Raw genomic sequence first — 25,273 nt, forward strand, 5'->3', positions numbered from 1 at the left:
AGAATGTTTTTATCGTCATTATATTTATATATTAATATTTTTTATTATTTCATAGTTGAGATTTTATCATTTTAAGCTTTATGAATATATTAAAGTATTATTTCTTTTTCTTCTCTCTTAACTCTTTAAAAAAGTTCTTCATTAGCATAGAGCACTCTTCTTCAAGCACCCCAGAGATAACCTTAGCTTGGTGATTAAATTTGTTTTCACCTACTAAATCAATACAACTTCCGCAGCAACCGTATTTAGGATCACTCGCTCCATAAATAACATTTTCAACTCTAGCTTGAACAATTGCCCCACTACACATAACACACGGCTCTACCGTAGTATATAAGTAACTATTATCAAGCCTCCAAAAACCTTGTTTTTCACAACCTTCTTTAATAACTAGCATTTCCGCATGATTTAATGCCTGTTGATTTTCTTCACGAGTATTATGAGCCTTTGCGACAACCTTATCATCAATAACCAACACAGCTCCAATCGGAACTTCTCCTTTAGAGTACGCTCTCCGCGCTTCTTCTAACGCCAACTCCATATAATAAGAATGACCTTTCACACCACTACATCCTTCCACAAATACTTTTTTTCATCTTATTATATCATATTTAGAAATTAATAGGGATGGTAAGTTGCATATAACAATTAAAAAGGAGTGACCCAAAAATTGATTTCTCCAAAATCACGATTTTCAGATCACTCCTAATCAAATTAAAAATATTGGCTTCTTACCTATAATTAATCCAATAATATATTTCCACAAATAGAACAGCTGCTATAAAGAAGAATGTCAAGATACCTAAGACTATAGCGTGTATTTTTCTTTTGAAATACAGATATCCTATAAATTCTCTAATAAATGCATTAAGACTGAAATAGAACTTTGTCGGAGCCCCATAACCAATACATCTAAATCCTAGAGTTCTTGCTTGAACCAATGCTCGGTAGACGTGATAATAATTCGTCACCACAGCAAAACTTTTATCAGCTGGAATAAATTTCTTTGAAAAAATAATATTTTCTTCAGTACGCGTCGATTTATCTTCCAGGATTATATCTTTTTCATCAACCCCCTGCTCGAGAGCATAATTTTTCATCGCGAATGCTTCAGGTACTACTTCATCAGGACCTTGACCTCCTGACATTATCAATTTACTTCCAGGATTAGCTTTATAAACTTTTATCCCTTTTCTAATTCTGCTAGCAAGAAGTGGAGTTACTCTCTCACCAATCAATCCTGCACCTAAAACTACTACATAATCAATCTTTCTCGGCAAGATATTAATGAAGTTTAAAACACTTGATACCAAGTAAGACATTGCTATACATAGAAAATATAAAACTACTAAACTAACATAAACATAAAGTGTATTTAACGCAATATTGTCACGTGTATAAGTAGCAACACGTGGCCAATAAACTATATAACCTACAAGCAAGAAAAACGTAGCTAAACTCAGTAAGTTACCTACTCTTAAACCTTCTCTTCTAATAAGCATAAATGAATTATATAAAAACATTATTACTACTGCAATTGGTAATAATGTGAATATTACAATTGCAATGACAAGTAATACTACACCTAAATTATAAACAAAGTTATTATCTGTTGCATTATTAGTAATAAGAGTCATTACATAAAAAATAAAACTTAAACCTGTCGCTATAAAAAATATTCCTAAAAATAGATTTCTTCTATCGAAATACAAAACAAATAAAAACAGCAACAGAAATACTGTAAAACTTATAAAAGAACCTATTACCATAAAAACCTCCTTCTTGCATATGTATATTATAAATTATATTGCAAAATTAGTATACGTGTCAATCATACCTAAGAATAACCTATATCTTCCTCTCGAAGTTACCTTCACATTAAATATAAAAACGAGGAATATTAGATTCATTATAATAACCAAAAGTTACATTTTTTCACAACTTCCCGATTAATACACAATCTGCTATTCCTCATATTATTTTTTATTCAGTTCTCAACGCTTCTACCGGATCTTTCTTCGCAGCTATTCTCGATGGAATAATACTAGCAATAAGCGTCAGTATTAAACTAAGCAATATTAGTCCAATTGATGATTGAGCATTTAGCGATGCAGTAAATGCTTCCACTTTTAGCGCCTTAGCAATACTTCCACTTATTGGAACAGATAAAAGCATAGTCACCCCTACACCTACAGCACCAGAAATAAATCCAATTAATCCTGCCTCTGCGATAAAGATTCTTGTAATATCTTTTTTACGAGCACCAATCGCACGTAAAATACCAATTTCCTTCGTTCTTTCTACTACAGATACATATGTTAATATCCCGATCATAATAGATGATACGATTAGCGAAATTCCCGCAAAAGCTGATAATATTAATGAAATTGTATTAATCATCTGCGACATAATCGTCGTCATTTGCTTAGCTAAATCTGCATATGTGATACTATACTTGTGATAATCTGAGCTATTCGGACCATATTTATCCGCTACTTTCTTGTTAAAATCATTAATAACTTCCGCTATTTTATCACGATCATTGAAAGATTTTGGATAAATATTAATTGCACTCGGAGCAGTTTTTGCTCCTAACGTTGCAAGAATTTGTTCCGCAGTGTCACTATCCATCTTCTGATTAGTTATAATATTTCTAGTTTTGTCTTTTTGTTGAGCTACTACGATATCCGACTTCGCTTCTTTTTCAATCATCGCTTTTTGTAAAGCCCTTGTGTAACCAATCGTCATCTGTGGTCTAGTAAAACTATCTTTAGCTTTTAAAATAGCCACTACCTTAACCTTAGTTCCAGAATCATACATCTTAGCATCCACATCACGTGGCACGAATCTATCTGCTATTTTTCTGTAATAGTTGTTATTTTCTACAACACTGAACTCTTTTCCGATAACATCTTCATACTTAACTTTCGCATTTTCATCAAAGCCTAATGCCTTTATCGTAGCTTTGTCAATTTCGTTATTCTTAGCAGTAAATAACACAACTTCATTATTGCTAGGATATTCAAAACTATCTTTAGATGATTTCACCACTTCATATTGATTCATAATTAGGTTCTTATCTTCTGGTAACACTCCAAAAATACTATCATTAAATGAAGTTTGTTCTTGTTTTACAGCAACTACTTCGCCTTTTGCATTTTTAGTTAGTGCTTGTAATTTATAACCTTCTGCAAAATCAATCGCAGAGTAATAATCCTTAGCGTTATTTTGAATATAGTTTATAAATGTTTCTCCATTCCCTAATGAATCAACTGAGTATAAATTTCTATGTACATCTCGACGCGATTTTGGTACCAATTCTGAGCCATTAGAGTCTTTTTCTGAATTGTCATCATCAACACTAAGACCAAAGTTTATCTGATTCGCACTTATCATAATTGGCATTGATGATAAATTTTCATTTTGCATCGTTTGAATATACTTATCCATTCCCGATGAAATAGCTAATACTAAACCTATACTAATAATCCCTATACTACTTGCAACAACAGTCATAAGCGTACGGAATTTTTTCGTAAGAAGATTTTTAAAACTAGATTTAATCGCACTACTAAATACCATGGCTGTTTTTTTCAAAACAAAGCCATCATCAGTAACCTCTTTAGCTACATAAGGATTTGTATCTTCTTGAATCTCACCATCTTTAACTCGTACTATTCTATCACTGTACTCTTTTGCAAGTTCTGGATTGTGCGTTACCATTATAACTAACTTCGTCTTACTAATTTCTTTAATAAGTTCCATAATCTGAACACTAGTCTTACTGTCTAGCGCTCCTGTAGGCTCATCAGCAAGAATAATCTTTGGATCAGTTACTAATGCACGAGCAATCGCAACCCTTTGCATCTGACCACCAGAAAGCTGATTAGGTTTTTTATAAAGATGCTCCGCTAATCCAACATCTTCCAGTACTTTTTTCGCTTTCTCATCATTTTCTGCATTCGAATGACCTGAGATAGATAAAGCTAATTTTACATTTTCAATAACACTTAAGTGAGAGATTAAATTATAACTTTGAAAGACAAAACCTATAGTACCATTTCTATAACTATCCCAATCTCTATCTTTAAATTCCTTAGTAGAGCGTCCCATAAGAGCCATATCACCCGATGTGTATTTATCCAAACCACCTATAATGTTTAATAGCGTCGTTTTTCCACTTCCACTAGCACCTAAAATCGAAACAAATTCATTTTCTCTAAAATGAATATTTACAGATTTTAGTACTTCTACTTCACTACCACCAGTATTATACTTCTTAACTATATTTTTAAGTTCTAACACTCTATGTCCTCCTAATTTATTATTAGACAAACTTAAACTTTTCTTTACATAAAACTTCTCGTGTATGTAATTATAGCATACAACATATCCCTATTAAAAGAATACTCTCTTCTAAGGATACGTGTATGCTATAACATTTATTTAATTACTACTTTTATATTTATTAACCAAGTAAAAAGGTAAAACTGTAGAGAAAATCGCAATAACAACTATTAAAACTAGCGCTACTGTTGAACTAAAGAATCCACTGATGAATATAACAACTCCACTAAAAGTCATATACAACGCGTAAGCTCTAACTACTTTTTGTTCATTAACACCTTTTTCTAAACCAAAAAGATTAAAATTGTATTTTCCCCAAAACTCTTTTTTAGGAAGATAGTTACCAAGTATAATAAGCACTATTCCGATAACAAACACTGTTAATTGTGGTACATTGAAATTATTATCTAAAGCATATGCTACTATGCCACCTTGAACTAGAACACTTATCAAAGGTATAATTCCCTTAGCTATTAGCGCACCTTTTTTCGGAGTTTTATCAAAATCAACTACTAGCGAAATTATGACCTGAACTATAGCAAAGAATATAGGAAGTTCGATAATCGCACGAGTTCTACTTACAAAATTATCCGGCTCTCCGCTAACATTGAAGTGCACAGCTATTTGTTCAGGTAATGCATCATAATAATAAACTCCTATTAATATCGGCAATAAACAAATAGCAACACTTAGAAACAAACTTTTTTTATCTACTCTCATTGTCTTTTCCTCCTAAACCATAGATCCAAACCAGAACTTCCTCGAATACACTGGAGTTTAATTCATAGTATATGAAATTCTTATGTCTAGATTCTAATATTAAACCTGCTTTTTTTAATTGTGTTAGATGATACGATACAGTAGCACCAGATAGATTAAATTCCGAAGCTAATTCTCCAGCGCTTTTCTTATCTTCTTTCAACATTTCTAGTATATTTCTTCTTACTGGATCAGATATCGCTTTTAAAGTTTCACTCATCCCATTTTTATCACCCCTTTAAAGATTTGAATTGCAATTCTATTTAGATATCTTTCTAAATAGATTATAACTCTACTTTATATTTAAGTCAATAACTATTTAGAAAAATTTCTAAATAGTTATTATAATTTGTTTAACACACCCTGTTAACTGTACTACAAATTAAAATATTTTTATAATCGTATTTTTAATAAATATAATAATATTTATTTCTATAATTATTAATTTAATGTTCTTTTTCAAAACTACAATCTTTATCAATCAACTTTTCATTCAATATTTTCATATTATTTTGACTATCTAGTTTTAAACAGATGATTATTATTATTTAATATATTTTCTGTATCATATTTCTATTGCTGTTGACAAAATTTGCTATTCTGTTAAAATAAAAAATGTAAACGTTATCTTTTTTGAGCTGTATATTTCCCTTAACTTTATATTTTAGCTAAATACTAGATACTCTTAATTTTTAATTTAATACAATATTCTAATCTAATATTCAGCTAAAATATAAAAAAATTAAAAGGAGATTTATTATGAAATTAGCACTATTTAACTTGAGAGAAGATGAAAGACCATTTGTTGACGCATGGTTAAAAGAACATCCAGAGGTGGAAGTTGATCTACACGAAGGGGAGCTTCAAGCAGAAACAAAACACCTATTAGAAGGAAAACAAGGGGCAGTAATGTTCCAAAATAGACCATTCGCAAAAGAAGTTTATGATTACGCTAAAGAGCAAGGTGTAAAAGTTATCGCAAACAGAATGGCTGGATTTGATATTTACGATATTAAATACATGCGTGAGTTAGGAATTAGTATGACAAACGTTCCACGATACTCACCTAATGCAATTGCAGAGCACGTTGTGACAACTGTTTTATACATAAGCAGAAATATTAGAAAAATTTTAAATAACGTTGAAAAACATGATTTCACATGGAATAAAAATATTATTTCTAGAGAGCTACAAACTCTTACTGTAGGTGTCCTTGGAACAGGGAACATTGGACGTCAAGCAGCAACTTTATTCAAAGGATTAGGTTGTAAAGTTATTGGTTATGACTTATACCCTTCTGATGCAGCTCGTGAAGTATTAACGTATGTTGATACTATCGATGAATTATTAGCTCAATCTGACGTTGTGACACTTCACGTTCCAGCTACAAAAGAATACACACATATGGTAAATGACGAATTCTTTAGTAAAATGAAAGATGGATCTATCTTCGCTAACGCTGCTCGTGGTATTCTAGTTGATACTAAAGCTGTTATTCGTGCTTTAGACAGCGGAAAATTATTAGGAGCTAGTCTTGATGTATACGAAAATGAAGGAAATTATGTTCCAAAAGACTTCTCTAATAAAAAGTTTGACGACAAATTAATGCAGGAATTAATTGACAGAGATAATATCGTCTACACACCACACACTGCCTTCTACACTGAAACAGCAGTTAAAAACCTTGTAGAAGGAGCTTTAAATGCTGCAGTAGAAGTAATAACTACTGGAGATTCTCCTAATATTGTTAATAGATAATATAGAAATTAAAAATCACTGCAGATCCTATAACACGAATCTAAATTGATTTTGTAATATTTAAACATACCACTCTCTATACGAGGAGAGACCAGAAACTGAGTTCTTAAATTTATGCTTCTAGTCTCTCCTCTTCCTTATTTTTTATCATATTCCAACTTATAAATTTTATAATTTTATTATTTTGTAAATACCATTATTTGTTAGTTTGCATATACTACATATTTTTATTTATTCTTTAAATTTCAGCTTTTTAAAATGTATATACATATAAAAGAATAAGAATATATTATTTCAACTTAATATTTACATCCTTGACGAACGCTTACAATATGATAAAATAAAAATATAAACAGTTAATAAGATAATTTTATCATTAAAATATTTTGGTATAATTAATATTATTTAATTTCTTTTCAATTATACTATTTGTTGCATTTGATATTAATTATTACTGAAGTATCTATATTGTGGGAATAATTCAAATTAAATAAATTAACCAATATTTCAAGAGTTAACCATTTTCCCAAACAATATGTGGTATTATTACATGAGTTAATAGGTAATGGAGATATATCTATATATCTCATACAATCAATTTGGTTGTTCTTAAAACTGCGGAAGACTCTTTCAGCTTCCATTTTAACGACTATAATACTATAGTCATATATTTCCTTTTGATTGTTAAATTTATTTAACAATAAACTTTTAATTTAATGTCGGAAGAAATTCCGATCAATACTACAAAATAACAATTTACCCTAAATTTTATTTTGTGTTCATATAACGAAAAGCGGTCCATTACGGGCCACTTTTTGTTTTTACTTTATATTTTCTTATATTTTTGAAATTACAAAGAAATATATATAAAAAGAAGAAATAGGATTTCCTCCTACTTCTTCTTTAATTTTATATTAGTCGATTACAGAAACTTTTAAGAAGTTTGTAGTTCCAGCGTTACTTACTGAAGTGTTGATACCACCAGTAATTACGATAGCATCTCCAACTTTAGCATATCCTGAAGATTTAGCAATTTTCGCTGCTGTTACTAACATTTCATCTGTAGATTTAGCTTGTTCTGAGATTTGAGCATCAACTCCCCATACTAAGCTTAATCCACGAGCAACTTTAGCACTTGGAGTTACAGCTAAAATAGACGCGTTTGGACGGTATTTAGAAATTAATCTAGCTGTTTTTCCTAATTCAGTGTAAGTTACGATTGTGTGTAAGTCTAAGTTTAGAGCTGTGTATCCTACAGATACCCCAATTGCGTTTGTAATATCTTTAGATACAACTTTCTTAGAACGTTCTTTTAAGATACGAGAGTAATCTTGCATTTCTTCAGTACGTTTAGCAATTGTAGCCATAGTACGAACTGATTCGATTGGGTAAGCACCCGCTGCAGATTCTCCTGATAACATGATTGCATCTGTTCCATCGTAAATTGCGTTAGCTACGTCAGATACTTCGGCACGTGTTGGACGTGGATTTTTTTGCATTGAGTCTAACATTTGAGTAGCTGTAATTACGAATTTACCAGCTTCGTTACATTTAGCAATGATATCTTTTTGCATAATTGGTACTTCTTCAGCTGGTACTTCAACCCCAAGGTCTCCACGAGCGATCATAATACCATCAGATACTGAGATAATTTCATCGATGTTATCGATAGCTTCTTGACATTCGATTTTAGGGATGATTTGAACGTGTTCACATCCTTCTTCTTTAAGAATACGTCTAACTTCTAGTACGTTTTCTTTTGTACGAACGAATGAAGCAGCAACGAAGTCGATATCTTGTTTACATCCGAAACGAATATCCTCTTCATCTTTTGGAGTAATACCTGGTAATTTTGTAGATACACCTGGTACGTTAACTCCTTTTTTGTTTTTAAGTACTCCACCGTTTTGAATAGTAGTGTAGATTAATCCACCTTCAGCATCAACTTTGTTTACAGTTAATCCGATTAATCCGTCGTCAAGTAAGATTGTATCTCCAGCTTTAACGTCGTGTACTAGTTCACCATAAGTGATTGAGAATTTTTCTGTTGTTCCAAGAACTTCTGTCATAGAAACGATAACGTCTTTTCCAGTTTCTAACATGATTGCATCATTTTCCATGTTGTGAGTTCTAATTTCAGGACCTTTAGTATCTAAAAGGATAGCTAAATTAGTTCCTGTAGCTTCTCTAACTTCTTTGATTGTTTGAATTCTTGCACCGTGCTCTGCGTAGTCACCGTGTGAGAAGTTAAGACGACAAACGTTCATCCCTAACTCTACCATTTGAGTTAATGTTTCTTTAGCTTCAGACTTAGGTCCAATAGTACAAATAATTTTTGTTTTTTTCTGTATCATAATATACCTCTTAATTTTTAATCTTTTATTATTTTAACTTATTTCCAATAAATTTTCAAATACTTTCCTAAAAAATAGTTGTTTTTAAGAATGAAAACGTTTTTCAAGGCTAGATTGAAAGTTGTTTAGACACTTCATAGATATTTAAATCTACATTGTGAACATCACCAAATACATCTTCAAATTTAGTACTTACAAGTTTATTATTTTGGATACCTACAGCACGCCCTGATTTACCAGCTAATAATAATTGAACAGCATAGTTACCTAATCTTGAAGCTAATACTCTGTCTTGAGCTGATGGAGTTCCACCACGTTGGATGTGTCCTAGAATAGTAGCTCTTACTTCTTCTCCAGTACGTTCTTTTAATTCTTTAGCTAATTCTTGTCCACCCATAACACCTTCTGCTAGAACGATGATTGAGTGTTTTTTACCACGATCTTCCCCTGCTTTAATACGAGCAACTACTTCTTCGATATCTTCTTTTTTCTCAGGGATTAGAAGACTTTCACTTCCTCCAGCAATACCAGCAAATAATGCTAAGTCTCCTGCGTTACGTCCCATAACTTCGATAATAAATGCACGCTCGTGACTTGATGCAGTATCACGAACTTTGTCAATTGCGTCTACGATAGTGTTAAGTGCAGTATCGAATCCAATTGTGAAGTCAGTACAGCAGATATCGTTATCGATTGTTCCTGGTACACCGATAGTTTTAATGTTCATTTCATTACTTAAAGCCATAGCTCCACGGTATGAACCATCTCCACCGATTACTACTAGTCCGTCAATTCCTAGAGCTTCTAAGTTTTTAATAGCACCTTTTCTAACTTCTGGGTTAGCGAATTCTGGTAGACGAGCTGAGTATAGCATTGTTCCACCACGGTTAATGATGTTACCAACATCCCCAACTTCAAGTTTTTTAATGTTGTTTTCTACTAATCCTTTGTAACCTTGATATACTCCATAAACTTCTAATCCATTGTAGATTGCTGTTCTTACAACAGCACGCACAGCTGCGTTCATTCCCGGTGCATCTCCACCACTAGTTAAAACTGCGATTTTTTTCATGTAGTCTTACCTTCCTCATAATTTATTATTAATTATTTTTAAATTTACCTATCAACAATATCATATTTCTAGGATTTTTTCTAGTAAAAACAGAATTTTGTTTTGTTTTTGTTCGATTATTTTTGTTTTTTTATTTATATGAGATTTTTATGCGTTTTCCAGGGAATTCTTCCAAAAATTTCTGAACAAATTCTTGTTCGTTATTGATTGTTATTGTTTTTCCTTTTGTAGAATCATTATCAAGTAAAGCTATTACTTTAGCTTCTCCATTATCGATTTGATATTTTCTTAAAAGTTCTAATATCTCTTCATCAATGATTGTATAAATAATTTTTATATTACTTAAGCAGTACTCTCTATAATTTCTTAAACTAGCGATTTTTTCTAAGATATATTGCTCTCTGCCATTACGAAGTTGTTTTTTCAAGGTCATAACAGCAAAACCACCTACTTTTATAAATACATTAGCATACTTAAATACACTTGGAAAAACAGTGACATCATAATCATTTTTCCCATCATTAACGGTCAGAAATGCCATAGAATCACCATTCTTTGTTCGAATTTCTTTTCTAGTGATTATCTCCACATAACTATCACTCACTTCTCCACCGACATACTGCAATGGTAAATACGAGTATTTCTCTTTTTCTACTTGGACTGGATGTTTTAAGAAATATGTCCCAGTAACTTCTTTTTCCATTTGGATTCTTTCTGTGATTGAATAATCTTCTACCTCTTCTACCTTTAATGTTAGGCCACTCTCAGCAGACAACGCAACACGTACATTGTTTATAAACTGTCTATTATCTGAATAATAGTCATTTACCTTTTTCATCAAAGTAGCTCGATTATAACCAAAAGTATCTAAAGCTCCTGCTTTAACTAATGAAATTGCGGCCTGATGGTCAACCTTCTTATTCATTCGTTTTAAAAAATCATCGATATCTAAATACGGTCCGAAATTGATTCTGTCTTGAACTATCTCATAACCACTTCTATAACCAACATTTTTTATCGCGGTTAATGCAAATACTATATCATTTTTGAATACTCTAAAGTTTGATAAACTTCTATTAACATCAGGTTTTACAAGATTAATTCCTAGATTCATAAGCTCTTGTTTATACTCATTAATCTTCTTCTCACTGCTTATTACGTTATTTAATAAGGCTGTCATAAAATACTTAGTATAGTAAACTTTTAAATACGCTAAGCGATAAGCTAACATACTATAAACAACAGCATGACTCTTATTAAAACCATAATTCGCAAAGGTAACGATAAGATCAAACAGTTTCTCGGCGACTTTTATGTCATAACCAGCAGCAACACTTTTTTCTATGAAGATTCGCCCATAATATTCAAGGTCTTCTTTTTTCTTCTTACTTACCGCTCTTCTCATATTATCCGCTTCATTAAGACTCATATGAGCAAAGTTCACCGCAATTAGCATAATTTGCTCTTGGTAGACTATTACCCCATAAGTATCTTTTAATATTTTTTCTAAATGAGGGTGTGGGTATACTACTTGCTCTTCTTTATTTTTTCTACGTACATAGACCTCTATCTGAGCCATTGGCCCCGGTCTATAAAGAGCATTCATCGCAACAATATCGTTGAATTCAGTAGGTTTTAATAGATTTAGCTTCTCTTTCATCCCACTTGATTCAAACTGGAAGATACCTTCTGTCTTACCTTTTGCAAATAGTTCATAGACCTTCGGATCTTGATAGTTTATTTTTGTTATATCAAATGTCGGGTTCTCTTTTCTAATTTCTTCAACAATACTTGATACCATAGTTAGATATCTAATACCTAAAAAATCTATTTTTAATAAACCTACACTCTCTACGTCGTCCATCGTCCACTGTGTTAAGTACTTCGTCATATTCGATTCAGCAAGTGGAGCATAATTAACGAGTGGCTTATCATCACTTATTACTATCCCAGCTGCGTGAACAGATGGATTCTTCGGTAAATTCTCTAAACTCAGCGCTATACTGAACCAACGTTTATTAATATTACTCTGATTAATAAAACTTCTAAGAGCTTCTGAAATTTCATAGCACTCTTTTAAAGTTCTAGTAGAACTAATATTACTACTAATAAATTTCAATGTCTGCTCATCGAATTGTAGTATTCTTGCCGCTTCTCTAGCAGCACTTTTCGATTGGAATGTTGTAAAAGTAATAATCTGTGCGACTTTATCCGAGCCATACTTTTCTTCTACATATTTTATAACTTCATCACGTCTAGTATCTTGGAAGTCTATATCTATATCCGGCATAGATATACGTTCTTTATTTAAAAATCTTTCAAACAGTAGATTATATTCCAACGGATCCGCTTCTGTTATATCTAGTAAATAACATACTAAACTCCCAGCGGCACTACCACGTCCTGCTCCTACTAAAATCCCATTATCTTTGGCGTATTTTACAAAGTCATGTACTATTAAGAAATAGTCGTTGAAGCCCATTTCATCAATAATCTTCAGCTCATAGCCATAACGTTTTTGATACTGATATACATCTTTGCCTACTAACTTTTCCTTAACACCTTTTTGAACTAAGTAATACAAGTACTCTTTAGAAGATAACTTTTCGAATATCTCTTCTTTTTCTCCGTAGATATACTTAGGCAAATGATATCCCGAAAAATTCAATTCATATTTACAGCTATCTATTATTAATTTTTGATTGGCAAATGACTTTTCAAAAATAATGTGTAATTCTTCATCACCAAGAGCTAAAATCTCTTCAAAATCCTTTTGTTCTCTGACAAAGTCTTCTCCTGAGATAGTCGTAAGTTCCTGTATATTAAGTTTTTTGTTATCGCGAATAGCACGGCTAACAATGACTTGCTGGTAGTGCTCTTTATTTAAATAATAACTTGACCTTGTGTAGACAATATTATCGTAATCACTATAGATACTAACCTGGAAACTCTCATTAAAACCGAAATAAAAATCATACTTACTTAGTAAATTTTTTAAATAAGAAAATTCCATGCTATCCCTAAGTTCATCAACAACAATCAAGACAAAGTCTTCTCTATAATCGATCATGTCATTAGAAAAATCTTCAACAGTCCACTCTTCTCCGTTCATAAACTTCGTTGAAATCTCTAATAATTTATAAAACATCTTCTCCGTCTTACAAAGTAAATTGAATTTTAAAAGCCCTATACCGTATCCTAAGTTAACTTCTAGACCTTGAATTAAGTTTACTCCTGCTTTTTTAGAAGCTTTATACGCTTTAATAGCACCGTACATATTTGGATCTACTATAACAACTGAATTTTGATTATCTTTCACCAGTTTTGAAAATAGACTCTCGTACTTAATTGTACTATTCAATAAGTCATATGCACTATGTACTTGCATATTGTAATACATACTAATATCCTCCTTTCTTCGTTATTTTTATACCATCTATAAGATATTATCCGCAAAGTGGATTATATTCATCCTCATCTGAAGAACAACCCATATTTTCTCCATGGTTTTTGCTCGCTTCATTGAAATAACGATATACTCTCTTGTTATCATCACCCATAAAGTAAATTGGATTAAACTGCGTATATTTCATATTTCCATCTTCATCTAAAAGATTTTCACACACTACTCTACGTTTTATAGATGCTACAAAATTTGTATATTTCCCATACTCTGAGATATTTTCAACTTTACACTCAAGTGACAATATACATTCATCCATAATCGGAGCATCAATATATTTTGCTGGATCATATGTCATATCAGCCATACCAATTTTATTCTGACCTGAATGGAAACCAGCAATCTCAACCTTACTAAGTATTTGTTGACACGGTACGTTAACAGTGAACTCTCCATATTCTTTAATATTATCTACCGCATTACTATCTGTTGTAAGGCCAACTGTAATCATATCACCTAATGAATATGATGAACTACACGCTGTCACATTGTACTTCCATTTTTTATCCTTATAACCTATTAATATTACAGGAAATCCGTAATATAACTTACTGGTTTTAGTTTCTAATTTCATCTTCTTCTGTCCTTTTTCTTATTTTCCTTTTATATTTAACCTTCCCTATTTTATCTTTTCGCTATAAAAGCCAATGTCTTTTCATCTGAATTTTTTTCGTTATATTCAAAACCATCAAATTTGATCTGTTTCATTTCGTCTACCGAAGAAACTTTATTTTTTACAAGCTCAGTTAAGAACTTACCTCTAGCTTTTTTCGATATTGTAGAGTGGACTTTTAACACTCCTTCTTTTTCTTCCATAAAGCTAATTCTAGTAAACCTATCCCTCTGTTCTTTTGAAAATACCTCTTCAAATTCACTAGAAAGTAATGACACGATTAATTCTTCATCCTTAATACTCTTATCATAATCTTCACGCCAGAAATTTTTCAATGACTGATTTGCGATTTTTATATTTTGTAAAAAGTCTAATCTATGCTCTTGGATTAAATCGTAAGCACCTATTACGCCATATAAAGATGTTGTAATAAATACATTTTCTTTTATATATTTTTTATCCGTCTCATCAAAATCAGCACGAGCTATATTTCTATACATTAGACCATTAAATAGCTCTAACGCCTCAAAACTTTTTGCTGTTTTGTTATTTATTTTTTCCCAACGAGAAAATTCTTCCACAGCCTTTTCTTCTTTGATTTTGTAGGCTTTCGCCAAGTCTTCTATACTTAATTTAGCTATTTGGCTTACTATTTCAGTACTTTTGTCACTTAGACATACTGTATCATTTGGAATAGCTTTCTTATTTAATTCTTTGGCTGTTGGTATTAAGATTTTCATTATTATTCCTCTTCTTCTGGTAACTCTAAGAAGCTATTTTCGATTAAACTTTCTACTTCCATTAGTACAAAGTTGTACTCTGTTGCTTCTATAGCTGGATCGATAATTAATGTGTTAAAGTACCCTACTACGAAATCACGGTTAGCAATCTCTAGTTTGAACATATATTCACTGATTTCATCTACTAAAAATGCTGTTTCTTTAAGTACTTTATCTTCATAAGTGTTAGCATAGTGAACTGTTTCTAAAAGTCTGCGAATTTCTAAGTCTGCGTGCTCTTTAGCAAAGCGATCACGAATGTGTTTTGCAAGTTCCTCAGCTTTAAGGTCTTCTGTGTTAATATTTTCTTTTTTTAGTACGTCTTTCTCTTCTAATTTTGCTAATAATGCTGTTAAAGATTGGTGTAATGTTTTCATTTAATTTTCTCCTATATTTACAATAAATTTTTTAAAACTTCTTCTATATATTTTATAAGAAAAACTTGAAAAACGCTAATAATACGCTACATACACAACTACGCTAGATTTCAAAGAAAACTATATTATCTACTGTTATTTTATTATTGTAGTAGAACTGATCAGACCTAAAAACTACTACTGAAAATTATCACATAAATAAATACATTTCTCACTTTTTATTGTTTTGACAACGCTTTCTTTAAATGTTATAATATAAGTAAGATATAATATATTTTACTATACATTTAACATTATTATAAGATAGATTTGCTATAAAAAAAAATTTATTATCAACAAATTAAAATAATCTAAAAAATTATGGAATTAATTAGGGAGCTTTAACTATAAGTTAATTTCAGGAATTTTAAAAAGGGGGATTTTATATGAGCAATGATGATAGATTAAAAACAACAATAATAATATTATTAGTAATTCTGATTTTAACGATATTTTTTTGCACAATAGCTATAATTGAAAAATTAGACTTGGTCCAACACACTCCAAGTCTTGTGAGAATTGTAGGATAAACGATGTCCTTAAAGCACTTAAAAACGCAGATAAAACATAATTTTTGTCTGCGCTTTTATTATAAAAGATGGTATAATATTAACGAAATAATTATTCGAGGTGAAGTATGAAAAAATATGTAATGGCAATTGATCAAGGCACTACAAGTTCTAGAGCGATAATATTCAATAAAAAAGCAGAAATAATAACAAGTAGCCAAAAGGAATTCCCCCAAATTTTCCCTAAGTCTGGTTGGGTTGAACACGATGCTAATGCAATCTGGAATTCAGTACAATCAGTCATTGCAGAAGCATTCATCGAAAGTGGTATAAAACCGAATCAAATAGATAGCATTGGAATTACAAACCAACGTGAAACTACCGTTATTTGGGATAGAGAAACTGGACTACCTATTTATAATGCAATAGTTTGGCAAAGTAGACAAAGTGCTGATATAGCTAATAAACTAGTTAGTGATGGTTATAAAGATATGATTCATCAGAAAACTGGTTTAGTCGTCGATGCCTATTTCTCTGCTACTAAAATACGTTGGATATTAGATAATGTCCCTGGAGCACAACAACGTGCCGAAAATGGTGAGCTACTATTTGGAACTATCGATACATGGCTAGTTTGGAAGCTTACAGGTGGAAAAACTCACGTTACCGACTATACAAACGCAGCGAGAACAATGTTATTTAATATTAAAGATTTAACTTGGGATAAAGAAATATTAGAAATTCTAAATATTCCAGAATCTTTATTGCCAGAAGTTAGATCAAACTCTGAGGTGTACGGAAAAACTACAGATTATCATTTTTATGGTGGCGAAGTAACAATAAGTGGACTAGCTGGAGACCAACAAGCAGCGCTTTTCGGGCAACTTGCCTTCGATAAAGGAATGATAAAAAACACATACGGCACAGGTTCATTCATTATCATGAACACAGGTGAAACTATGGAACTTTCAAAAAATAATCTATTAACTACTATAGGTTTTGGAATTAATGGAAAAGTTTATTATGCTTTAGAGGGATCAATTTTTATCGCTGGAAGTGCAGTTCAGTGGTTAAGAGATGGATTACGTTTAATTAAAAAGTCATCAGAAACACAAGCATTAGCTTACAATTCTAAAAGCAATAACGAAGTATATCTAGTGCCCGCCTTTACAGGACTAGGTGCCCCATATTGGAATCCAGATGCTCGTGGAACTATCTTCGGTTTAACACGTGCTACTACTAAGGAAGATCTAGTAAAGGCTACATTGCAGTCAATCGCCTATCAAGTACGAGATATTATCGATACTATGAAAATCGATGCTAAGGTAGAAATTCCTCTTCTTAAAGTCGACGGCGGTGCTGCAAACAACGATTATCTCCTAGAATTTCAAGCAAACATCCTGGGTGTTAAAGTAGCTCGTGCAGAAAACTTAGAAACTACAGCTCTAGGTGCTGCATTCTTAGCGGGACTAGCTACTGGATACTGGGAAAGCTTAGATGAGCTTAAGAATCTAAACACTGCAGGAAAACTATTTGTTCCTACTATGGAAAAAGAAGAACGAGAGAAACTTTACAAAGGCTGGAAACGTGCAGTAAAAGCTACGCAAATTTTTGCGGAAGAATAGTTACCAATAAAATAAAAGCTAAGAATTATAAATTTTACAGAAATTTATTTCTTAGCTTTTTTTATAAATATAACTTTAACTACACCTATGAATAACCTAGCCAATTTCTTGAAATAACATTTTCACAGTGCTATAATTAAAGTTATAGGTGAAAACGTTTGCCTTAAATTGTTAAACTAACCAAGTTATGATTTTTATAGAAGAGGTGGTTTTATGAAGATAAATAATTTTACAAAATGCACACTAGCTGTTGCATTAGGCTTTGGCCTTAACTCTCTTACTGTTGCAGAAGCAGCAGATAACAATGTGGAAAGTCCAGCAAGCGATAAGATAAACAAAAGTTTTATCGAACAGTTTCCTTTCGCTGAAAAATTCACAGATAAGGATGGAATTACAGCCGTAAGAATGAAGAGTCCTGACGTACCTTTAGTTAACAAAGAAAAGGGTTATTCTAGAGAAATCGTTAGGGTTATTAATTATAAACAGGGAACAGATAAAACTGTAATTAACAGAATTTATCAATATGTTAGATTCTACGGCGCACCTGTACACGAGATTCCAAAAGACTCTCCAGTTAATGATGTGCCAGAATACAATGGTGGGGCTAATCCTATCGATCCACCTATTTTGGAAAAATCGGAATATAACGGTGGGGCTAATCCTATTGACCCACCTGTTTTGGAAAAACCGGAATATAACGGTGGGGCTAATCCTATCGATCCACCCGTTTTTGAAAAACCAGAACTAAAAGTTCCAAATACTCCGGAAAAACCAAAAACACCAGGAATATCTACACCAGAAAAACCAAAAGCAGATACTCCTAGCAATTTACCTAAACCAAATCCAAAAGAGAACAATCCACAAAATAACAATAAAGTTCTCCCAAATACAGGTTTAGAAACAAGTTCAAGCATGACCATTATCGGAACTTTAGCTTTATCAATTATCGGACTTACAATTTTAAAACGAAGAAATAATTAATAATTCTTTTTTACTCAATATCAGAAAAGAAGATTATAAGATAGCCTCATCGCCTTTGATGAATCTCATTCTTATAATCTTCTTTTAATATTCTTATCCTAATAACTCTTCGTATATTTTTTTATCTAAATCTTTAAACACATTGAATACTACTTTTAAATCAGCAGCAGGGTTTTCTCTAAAGAATTTCTTAATCTCAGCTACCGCTATTTCAGCAGCAAGATCATTTGGAAATCTAAATTCTCCCGTACTTAAACAGCAAAAAGCAATGCTCTCAAGATTATTCTCCAAAGCAAGTTTTAAACAATTTCTATAAGATAATGCGAGTAATTCCTTATCATCGTCTTCAACAACACGATATATTATTGGTCCAACTGTATGAATAACATGTTTAGCTGGTAAGTTATAGCCAGCTGTTATCTTAGCTTGCCCTGTTTTTTCAAAACTTCCTTGCTCTTTTATTATTTCATCACATTCTTTTCTAAGTTGTAATCCTGCTTGCGTGTGAATAGCATTATCGATACATCTGTGTAGCGGAATTAAACATCCTAATAGAGCTTTGTTCGCAGCATTAACTATAGCATCTACTTCCAATGTAGTAATATCACCTTGCCAAAGGTAAATATTCTTATCAATTTCAGTTAAATCTTCTAATCTTGTTATTCCTTTAGCACTTAGAACCTCTTGCAAATATTCATCTTGAACTTCATAAAATTCACTCGGTAACTCCGAAACTTTCCACGTGTTCATTAATGATCTAAATAAATCTCGCTTTTCTTGTTCCGTCTCCGGTATTTCTATTTCTGAATTTAGTGTTTTTATTAAATAATCTAGTTTTTCCATAATCTAAATACTTCCTCCATGTCACTTATTATTATATACCTTACTTAAACATGTGTCTATAATTGAGACATGCTATAATTTTTTCAGAGGTTAACGAAAAAGCTCCAGATTTGTAAATAAGTTCGTATGAGAACTCTTAGCACCACTGATTTATTAATAAAAATACGACTTCAAAAATTAGAGAATACACTCTAACTTTTGAAGTCGATATATTTTATCTTATTTTTGTCTACGACGTTTTACGTAAACAGTTAGTCCTACTAAAGCTAGAACTGCAATTCCAGCATAAGCTGTTGCATTATTATCTAATCCTGTTTTTGGTAATAATGAATTAGATTTTGAAACTTTTCCGAAATCTTCATCTACATTAAATGTGTTTTCTTTCTTAGTTTCTTTTCCAACAAAACCACCTAGGATATCTTTGATTGATTTTTTAGAAACTTTTTTCTCCGCTTCTTTCAACGCTTCTAATGCTTTATCTACTTCTTCTTGAGTAGCTGTTGCTGAAGCTAATAGTTCTTGTGCTTTTTGAACTGCATCTAGATAAGCTTTCTTATCTTCCGCACTTGCACTTTCAAAACTATCTTTCTCTTTAACTTCTGCTAAATGACCTAGTTGTTCATTTAGTTTTTTCTTATCTACTTTTGGTGCTTCAGGTTGCGGTTTGTTTCCTTCTTCTTTCTTAGGTTCTTCAGTTGTTGGTTTCGGCTCTTCTTTCTTAGGAGTTTCAGTCGCTGGTTTTGGTTCCTCTTTCTTAGGTTCTTCAACCGCTGGCTTCGGAGCTTCTACTTCTTTACCATCAAGAGCATTTTCAGCCTGTTGTAATTTTTCTAGCACAGCTGTAACTTCTTCTACAGTTGCATCTTTGTTATCAAGAACTGCTGTCGCTTCTTTTATAGCATTTACGAAGTTATCTTTTTTATCTTGTCCTGAATTTTTGAATTTAACCTCAGTTTGAAGTTTTTCAGTTTCTTTTAATTTTTCAATTAATTTAGCTTTGTCTACTTCTTTTTTCACTTCTGGTTGTTGTGAATTAGCTAATGTTACTTTAGCTGCGTTTAGGCTTGCTACCGCACTGTTTACTTCTTCTTGAGTTGCATTTTCGTTTTCAAGAACTTTCTTAGCTGCCTCTAATGCTTTGTTATATGCATCTTTAGCCTCGATAGTTGCATTTTTGTACTCTTTAGTTTCATCTAACGCTTTGTCCGCTTCTATTGCTTTTTGAAGCTCTGCTTTATTCACTTCTGCTTTTTTCTCTACTGGGGCATCTTTTGGAGTCAATGCTACGAAGTTACTGAAGCTATCAGTAGTAAATGTTAGCTTACCATCTGCATAATTAACACTGCTTACAGCTGTTAATTTTCCATCTTTTTCGTGGAAGAAACGCTCTGGAGCTTTCGCTAAATCTAAAGTTACACTTCTATCACCAGGAACTTTAACTTCTTTTCCTGTTGCATCTACAATATGAATGTTAAAGTATTCAACATCATATTTGCTTAAGTCTACATTACCTTCTGTTAATTGTTTTTGGATATTTGTTTTCTCTTCTGCAGTTGGTTCTGTTACAACAAGTTTGTAATTATTGTAAAGTTTTTTCTCAGTGAAATCCACTGTACCTTGTGCTTTAGAGTTCTCTGTAGTTCCTACACTTGCTACTTTTTCTGCAATATTTAGAACAACTTGTTTCTTATTGTGTCCATCTTTTACTACTAATTCAAAATTATTTTCCGCTGGAGTATATCCTTCAGGTGTTACTATTTGAATTGTGTATGTTCCATTTTCTAAGTTTTTCTGGAAGGCATTTTTTCCATATAAACTTGCTGGAAGTGATATTTTAGTACCATCTTGGGCTACTGCATAAACTTTTGTTCCTGCTGGAACTGGTTTATCAAAGCTGATTTCTGTGGCATTTCTGCTGATTTCATCTACTCTAAATTCAACCTCTTTTGTTGGTTTATCTTTAGTTATTTCGAAGTCAACTTTTGATGGTGTAAGTAGTTTGTACTCTCCATCAACCATAACTACTTCCACAGTATATTTACCGAATGGTAATGCTTGATATGTACGTTTGTTTCTAGAGAAATCTTCCCCTACGATTTCACCTTTTTCATTAGTGATCTTGTAACGCAAGCGACGTGAATTGTTTCCAGTTCCATCACCTTTTTTAACTTCTACTTCAAGACTTCCTTTACCATTACCTTCAACATTTGATAAGTTAATACTGTCTTTGTTATCTGCAAAGTCTTTTACTTCAAAAGTAAGATCTTTTAATTCTACACCTTCTGGAATTGTATAACTTCCATCTTCATTTGCCGCAATAGTATTTTTACCATAGCTTAATTTTTTGTAGAATACTCCACTTCCATCTTCTAATACTGGATATGGTGTGAATTTACGAGTTGCTTCATCGTAGTAACCACCGTTAGCACCCGTGATTTTCGGAGCTTTTCTATCGATTACTACATTGAATGTTGTTTCTTGCATATCTGCACCACTTACTGCTGCACTATAAGAAACTACATATTGATACTCACCGTCTGGAAGAGGGTTACCGTTATTGTCAACACCTTTCCAGTTTGTCATAGTTAATGATGTGTATTTTTTACTTGTGTTGTTGTAGAAGTTTTTGTTACCAGAACCATTACCATTTTGGTAAAGTGGGTTCTTACGTTCTACATCGTCTTTAGCATATACTGAAAGTTTTAGGTTCTCGAAGTTTCGGTAGAATACCCCTCTCATTCCTATTTCATCATAATTCTCATCACCGTTTGGCGAGAAGAAAATTTTATCAGTAAAGAATCTCTCACCAGTAACAGGATTTACATACGCTCCCGCTAGTGTTCTCTTGTCTTTTTTATCTTCTTTATAAGTTGTTAACACTCCTGTGAAGTTCATTTCTGTTAATGAATCCCAGTTATTAGGGTTAGAAGTATAACCATACTCATATGTTGGTTTTTCTCCATTTTTCATAGAATAAATTGGTTTTTCTAATACTGGTAGATTTTGGAACTGACCTTTAAATCCTACGAATGGAATGTTTGCTTTTAATGCACTTTCTTCATCATAGAAAGTTACAAATCCTTCTAGATAATATCCATTAGTAAATACTTTTTCTAGTTCTCCTTTGAAGTCCGTAGCATCAACTGTGATTTCTACTTCTTTTTCACCTTTTGCAGGAACTTCAACTGAAGCCCAAGCAGTCGTCAATAACTTCTTAGGTGTCATTGTCAGTCTTCCACTCCAGTCAGCACCAGCATCTTCACCATAATAGTTATCAGTAGTTAAGTGAGCTGCATATTGTAAGTTTTGAGCTTTGTCTGATAGATTATGTAATACTAATTTAAAAGTAAATTTATCGCCAACATTTCCTAAAGAAACACTTCCGTAGTTGTTTTCTCCAGTTACATAAAGATCTCCATATGCTGCTTTATTAGCATCGATTAGACCTGCACCTTGAAGACGTGGTGATCTATATGCTGTTGTGTATCCATCAGAATATACCTGTGGATTGGCCGTACTCATGATTAATCTCTTCGCTAAGCCTTGAATTTCTTCTGCACTTAAGTTCGGGAATCTTTCTGATAATACTTGTTTCACAAGAGTTATAGCTCCCGCAACGTGTGGTGAAGCCATACTTGTTCCACTATCTAGACCATATCTTCCATCATTATAAGATGATAAGATATCTCCTCCTGGTGCTGTTACGTCAGGTTTTAAGTATCCATCAACACTCATTCCCCAACCAGTAGATTCATCAAATTCACCTTTTTTAGGATTATCTTGTTTATCCCAAGTACCATTAAATGTTATTTTATATTCCCCTTCATGTGCAGAAAGTTCATTACCGAATTTGTAGTAAGTTGTAACTACAGGGAAATCTTTATCTTGTCCATTTAATGTCAGGTTGTAAATAGTATCTCCTTCATTGAAGTAGATTACCGCTCCAGCTGCCCCGTATTGTTTAGCTAGTTTAACTTTTTCTTCAAAGCTATTACCACCACGTTGGATAAGGGCGATTTTTCCAGTTAAATCTTTATCAGCGTAGTTCTCAGCTTTACCAACTCCAACATACACATAGTCGTATGCTCTCTTCTCGAATTGTTTAGTATAGCTGAAAATTGGCATTTTCCCATTATCAAAGTCAGCGTTGTCTTTAAGCTGCTCGATATTCGCCACTTCTCTGTTAAGAACGCTGTTGCTTATGTTCGCTACAGAAATCGCATCTTCAGAAACAGATGGTCTTCCTACAGTTCCGTAATCTGGGTTAGCTGCACTTGGGTTTGTTTGTCCACTAGCGAAGAATGCATTGTTTCCAGCTGCTGCAACTATATTAACACCAGCTTTTTTCGCAACATCCATCGCACGAACTAAACCGTCACCTACTTCTACTACTGAACCGGCTGGAGAACCTAAACTTAGGTTTATCGTATCAGCTCCAAGTTTAATAGCATCTTCTATCGCTTTTGTATAGATATAAGATTCTGTTCCTGCATTTTTAGTATCCGAGAATACACGCATGAAAATCAGCTGTGCTTCTGGCGCTATACCTGTTACGTAATCACCATTTGTGAATTTCTCCTTAGGATTACCTACTGCAGTCCCAGCAACGTGCATACCATGTGATTTATAGGCACTTTGTTTGATATCATTATTCCAGTCGTTATAGTTGAATGCAAATGGTAATTTTTCACTATACCACTTACCGTAGTCTATACCCGCTTCTTTTTTTATTTTTTCAATTTCATCTTTAGATTTATATTTAGATTTTGAATTATCTGATAATCTAAGTACTGGATGATTAGGATCAAGCCCAGAGTCTAATACTGCAACAACTTTCCCTTGTCCTCTATATCCTTTATTCCAAAGAGGTTGTATATTAATAAGATTATAACTATCTAAAGCTTTAGAAAAATCATTAGCTTCCGTGCTTTCTTTTTTCTCTTCTTCGCTCGCTACATTTTCTGGTTTATTGTAGCTAACACTCATTTCAACAGTATCTACAAAGTCTAACTCTTGAATTTTTTTAGCATTTGAGAATGTAGTTTCTAAGGCAAAACCATTCATTAATGTATCGTATTCAAACAGTTTTTCATAATCGATACCTTTGTCTTTAATCTCTTTTAATGCCTTTTCCCTAGGTGCTTTTGTTGATTCTGTAACTTCTTTAATTCCTTCTTTAGTTTTTAACTTATTAGGATCAACATCACCTTTTAATTTAACAATAACTTTTACCTTATCATCATTTTGAAACTTATGTTCTTCACTTTTTGAAACATTCGATAGCTCATCTTTTTTTTCTTCTTGGGCTAGTGTTATTTTTGATGATACTCCATAATTAAATGTACTGATATTTCCTAGTAGTAATGCTGCACTTAGCACACTTACGGCTGTCTTTTTAGTCAGTGTCATTCCTTCTTCTCCTATCTTTTCTAAGTGTATTTAAAGTATATTTCTATATTCTAACATATATTATCTGAAAAACAAAGAATATTTTCAGATAAAAACGCTTTAACACATCAAAATAGATTATGTTTTTTAATATTTACAATAAGCTCATTAGAGAAAATTAAAAAACCAAGCACATCTTCTATGCCTGGTTTTATAATAAAAAAGTTAATAAACGACTTGTAATACGATTTTTTAATCATTTAATACTTTAGTTAAACTAAACACTGTCGTTTATAGTGTAACTATATAAATTAATATTAACAATATATACATCTTAATTATTTCATATTCTTTGAACTTTGTCAA

Annotated in this window: 16 protein-coding genes; 3 read left to right on the plus strand and 13 right to left on the minus strand. The window is 32.3% G+C overall.

The genetic code is table 11. The annotated features are described in order from the left end of the window. Positions 1–97: 97 nt before the first annotated feature. The 5 genes from tadA to O3801_RS03635 all read right to left on the minus strand — a co-directional run bounded on the left by tadA (position 98) and on the right by O3801_RS03635 (position 5,326). Positions 98–562 carry a tRNA adenosine(34) deaminase TadA gene (gene tadA, locus O3801_RS03615; RefSeq protein WP_371454073.1) on the minus strand — a complete coding sequence of 155 codons (465 nt, stop codon included), beginning with the start codon at positions 560–562 and terminating at the stop codon, positions 98–100. Between the two features lie 169 nt (positions 563–731). After that, a complete protein-coding gene (locus O3801_RS03620) occupies positions 732–1,769 on the minus strand; it encodes a YdcF family protein (protein WP_371454074.1) in 1,038 nt (345 codons plus the stop codon). Positions 1,770–1,983: 214 nt separating this feature from the next. Continuing rightward, complete coding sequence (locus tag O3801_RS03625) at positions 1,984–4,305, minus strand: ABC transporter ATP-binding protein/permease (RefSeq protein ID WP_371454075.1); 2,322 nt, start codon at positions 4,303–4,305, stop codon at positions 1,984–1,986. A 141-nt stretch (positions 4,306–4,446) separates the two neighbouring features. After that, on the minus strand, positions 4,447–5,067 hold the full coding sequence (locus tag O3801_RS03630) for a DUF1648 domain-containing protein (protein ID WP_294683188.1): 621 nt from the start codon (positions 5,065–5,067) through the stop codon (positions 4,447–4,449). After that, positions 5,054–5,326, minus strand: coding sequence for an autorepressor SdpR family transcription factor (locus O3801_RS03635; RefSeq protein ID WP_294683187.1), 273 nt, complete (start codon positions 5,324–5,326; stop codon positions 5,054–5,056). Before O3801_RS03635 ends, O3801_RS03630 begins: the two co-directional genes overlap by 14 nt. 539 nt (positions 5,327–5,865) lie before the next feature. On the opposite strand from O3801_RS03635, the gene O3801_RS03640 reads away from it, so the two are divergent. Then, positions 5,866–6,864 (plus strand): D-2-hydroxyacid dehydrogenase, encoded by a 999-nt coding sequence (locus tag O3801_RS03640; protein ID WP_371454076.1) that lies wholly within the window; start codon positions 5,866–5,868, stop codon positions 6,862–6,864. A gap of 914 nt (positions 6,865–7,778) precedes the next feature. Here the strand turns inward: O3801_RS03640 and pyk are convergent. The 6 genes from pyk to O3801_RS03670 form a co-directional block, all read right to left on the minus strand. Further along, positions 7,779–9,218 (minus strand): pyruvate kinase, encoded by a 1,440-nt coding sequence (gene pyk / locus O3801_RS03645; RefSeq protein ID WP_371454077.1) that lies wholly within the window; start codon positions 9,216–9,218, stop codon positions 7,779–7,781. A gap of 109 nt (positions 9,219–9,327) precedes the next feature. Further along, positions 9,328–10,290, minus strand: coding sequence for a 6-phosphofructokinase (gene pfkA, locus O3801_RS03650; protein WP_294683184.1), 963 nt, complete (start codon positions 10,288–10,290; stop codon positions 9,328–9,330). 130 nt (positions 10,291–10,420) lie between these two features. After that, positions 10,421–13,690: a DNA polymerase III subunit alpha gene (locus tag O3801_RS03655; protein ID WP_371454078.1), complete on the minus strand. Its 3,270-nt coding sequence runs from the start codon at positions 13,688–13,690 to the stop codon at positions 10,421–10,423. A gap of 46 nt (positions 13,691–13,736) precedes the next feature. Then, a complete protein-coding gene (locus O3801_RS03660) occupies positions 13,737–14,327 on the minus strand; it encodes a flavin reductase family protein (RefSeq protein ID WP_371454079.1) in 591 nt (196 codons plus the stop codon). 50 nt (positions 14,328–14,377) lie between these two features. Continuing rightward, on the minus strand, positions 14,378–15,106 hold the full coding sequence (gene yaaA, locus O3801_RS03665) for a peroxide stress protein YaaA (RefSeq protein WP_371454080.1): 729 nt from the start codon (positions 15,104–15,106) through the stop codon (positions 14,378–14,380). A 2-nt stretch (positions 15,107–15,108) separates the two neighbouring features. Further along, the gene (locus O3801_RS03670; protein WP_294683180.1) at positions 15,109–15,522 is read right to left on the minus strand and encodes a hypothetical protein; all 414 of its coding nucleotides are present in this window, start codon (positions 15,520–15,522) and stop codon (positions 15,109–15,111) included. Between the two features lie 676 nt (positions 15,523–16,198). Between O3801_RS03670 and glpK the strand changes: the two genes are divergently transcribed. Both glpK and O3801_RS03680 read left to right on the plus strand, forming a co-directional pair. Further along, positions 16,199–17,695 (plus strand): glycerol kinase GlpK, encoded by a 1,497-nt coding sequence (gene glpK / locus O3801_RS03675; RefSeq protein WP_371454081.1) that lies wholly within the window; start codon positions 16,199–16,201, stop codon positions 17,693–17,695. Positions 17,696–17,908: 213 nt separating this feature from the next. Beyond that, positions 17,909–18,676, plus strand: coding sequence for an SIALI-17 repeat-containing surface protein (locus tag O3801_RS03680; RefSeq protein WP_371454082.1), 768 nt, complete (start codon positions 17,909–17,911; stop codon positions 18,674–18,676). A gap of 93 nt (positions 18,677–18,769) precedes the next feature. Here the strand turns inward: O3801_RS03680 and O3801_RS03685 are convergent, their stop codons facing one another. Together O3801_RS03685 and O3801_RS03690 are read right to left on the minus strand one after the other, a co-directional pair. After that, complete coding sequence (locus tag O3801_RS03685) at positions 18,770–19,519, minus strand: protein-ADP-ribose hydrolase (protein WP_371454083.1); 750 nt, start codon at positions 19,517–19,519, stop codon at positions 18,770–18,772. 219 nt (positions 19,520–19,738) lie between these two features. Continuing rightward, the gene (locus O3801_RS03690) at positions 19,739–24,928 is read right to left on the minus strand and encodes a S8 family serine peptidase (protein ID WP_371454084.1); all 5,190 of its coding nucleotides are present in this window, start codon (positions 24,926–24,928) and stop codon (positions 19,739–19,741) included. Positions 24,929–25,273: the final 345 nt, after the last annotated feature.

This window comes from Gemella sp. 27098_8_149, assembly GCF_041433745.1.
Classification (GTDB): domain Bacteria; phylum Bacillota; class Bacilli; order Staphylococcales; family Gemellaceae; genus Gemella.

What these genes read in the sequence shown, in the direction of transcription:
- O3801_RS03660 (WP_371454079.1), bottom strand. Translation starts at nt 14,327, where the DNA reads ATGAAATTAGAAACTAAAACCAGTAAGTTATATTACGGATTTCCTGTA.
- pyk (WP_371454077.1), bottom strand. Translation starts at nt 9,218, where the DNA reads ATGATACAGAAAAAAACAAAAATTATTTGTACTATTGGACCTAAGTCT.
- O3801_RS03640 (WP_371454076.1), top strand. Translation starts at nt 5,866, where the DNA reads ATGAAATTAGCACTATTTAACTTGAGAGAAGATGAAAGACCATTTGTT.
- O3801_RS03685 (WP_371454083.1), bottom strand. Translation starts at nt 19,519, where the DNA reads ATGGAAAAACTAGATTATTTAATAAAAACACTAAATTCAGAAATAGAA.
- O3801_RS03655 (WP_371454078.1), bottom strand. Translation starts at nt 13,690, where the DNA reads ATGTATTACAATATGCAAGTACATAGTGCATATGACTTATTGAATAGT.
- O3801_RS03670 (WP_294683180.1), bottom strand. Translation starts at nt 15,522, where the DNA reads ATGAAAACATTACACCAATCTTTAACAGCATTATTAGCAAAATTAGAA.
- yaaA (WP_371454080.1), bottom strand. Translation starts at nt 15,106, where the DNA reads ATGAAAATCTTAATACCAACAGCCAAAGAATTAAATAAGAAAGCTATT.
- O3801_RS03635 (WP_294683187.1), bottom strand. Translation starts at nt 5,326, where the DNA reads ATGAGTGAAACTTTAAAAGCGATATCTGATCCAGTAAGAAGAAATATA.
- pfkA (WP_294683184.1), bottom strand. Translation starts at nt 10,290, where the DNA reads ATGAAAAAAATCGCAGTTTTAACTAGTGGTGGAGATGCACCGGGAATG.
- glpK (WP_371454081.1), top strand. Translation starts at nt 16,199, where the DNA reads ATGAAAAAATATGTAATGGCAATTGATCAAGGCACTACAAGTTCTAGA.
- O3801_RS03630 (WP_294683188.1), bottom strand. Translation starts at nt 5,067, where the DNA reads ATGAGAGTAGATAAAAAAAGTTTGTTTCTAAGTGTTGCTATTTGTTTA.
- O3801_RS03620 (WP_371454074.1), bottom strand. Translation starts at nt 1,769, where the DNA reads ATGGTAATAGGTTCTTTTATAAGTTTTACAGTATTTCTGTTGCTGTTT.
- O3801_RS03680 (WP_371454082.1), top strand. Translation starts at nt 17,909, where the DNA reads ATGAAGATAAATAATTTTACAAAATGCACACTAGCTGTTGCATTAGGC.
- O3801_RS03690 (WP_371454084.1), bottom strand. Translation starts at nt 24,928, where the DNA reads ATGACACTGACTAAAAAGACAGCCGTAAGTGTGCTAAGTGCAGCATTA.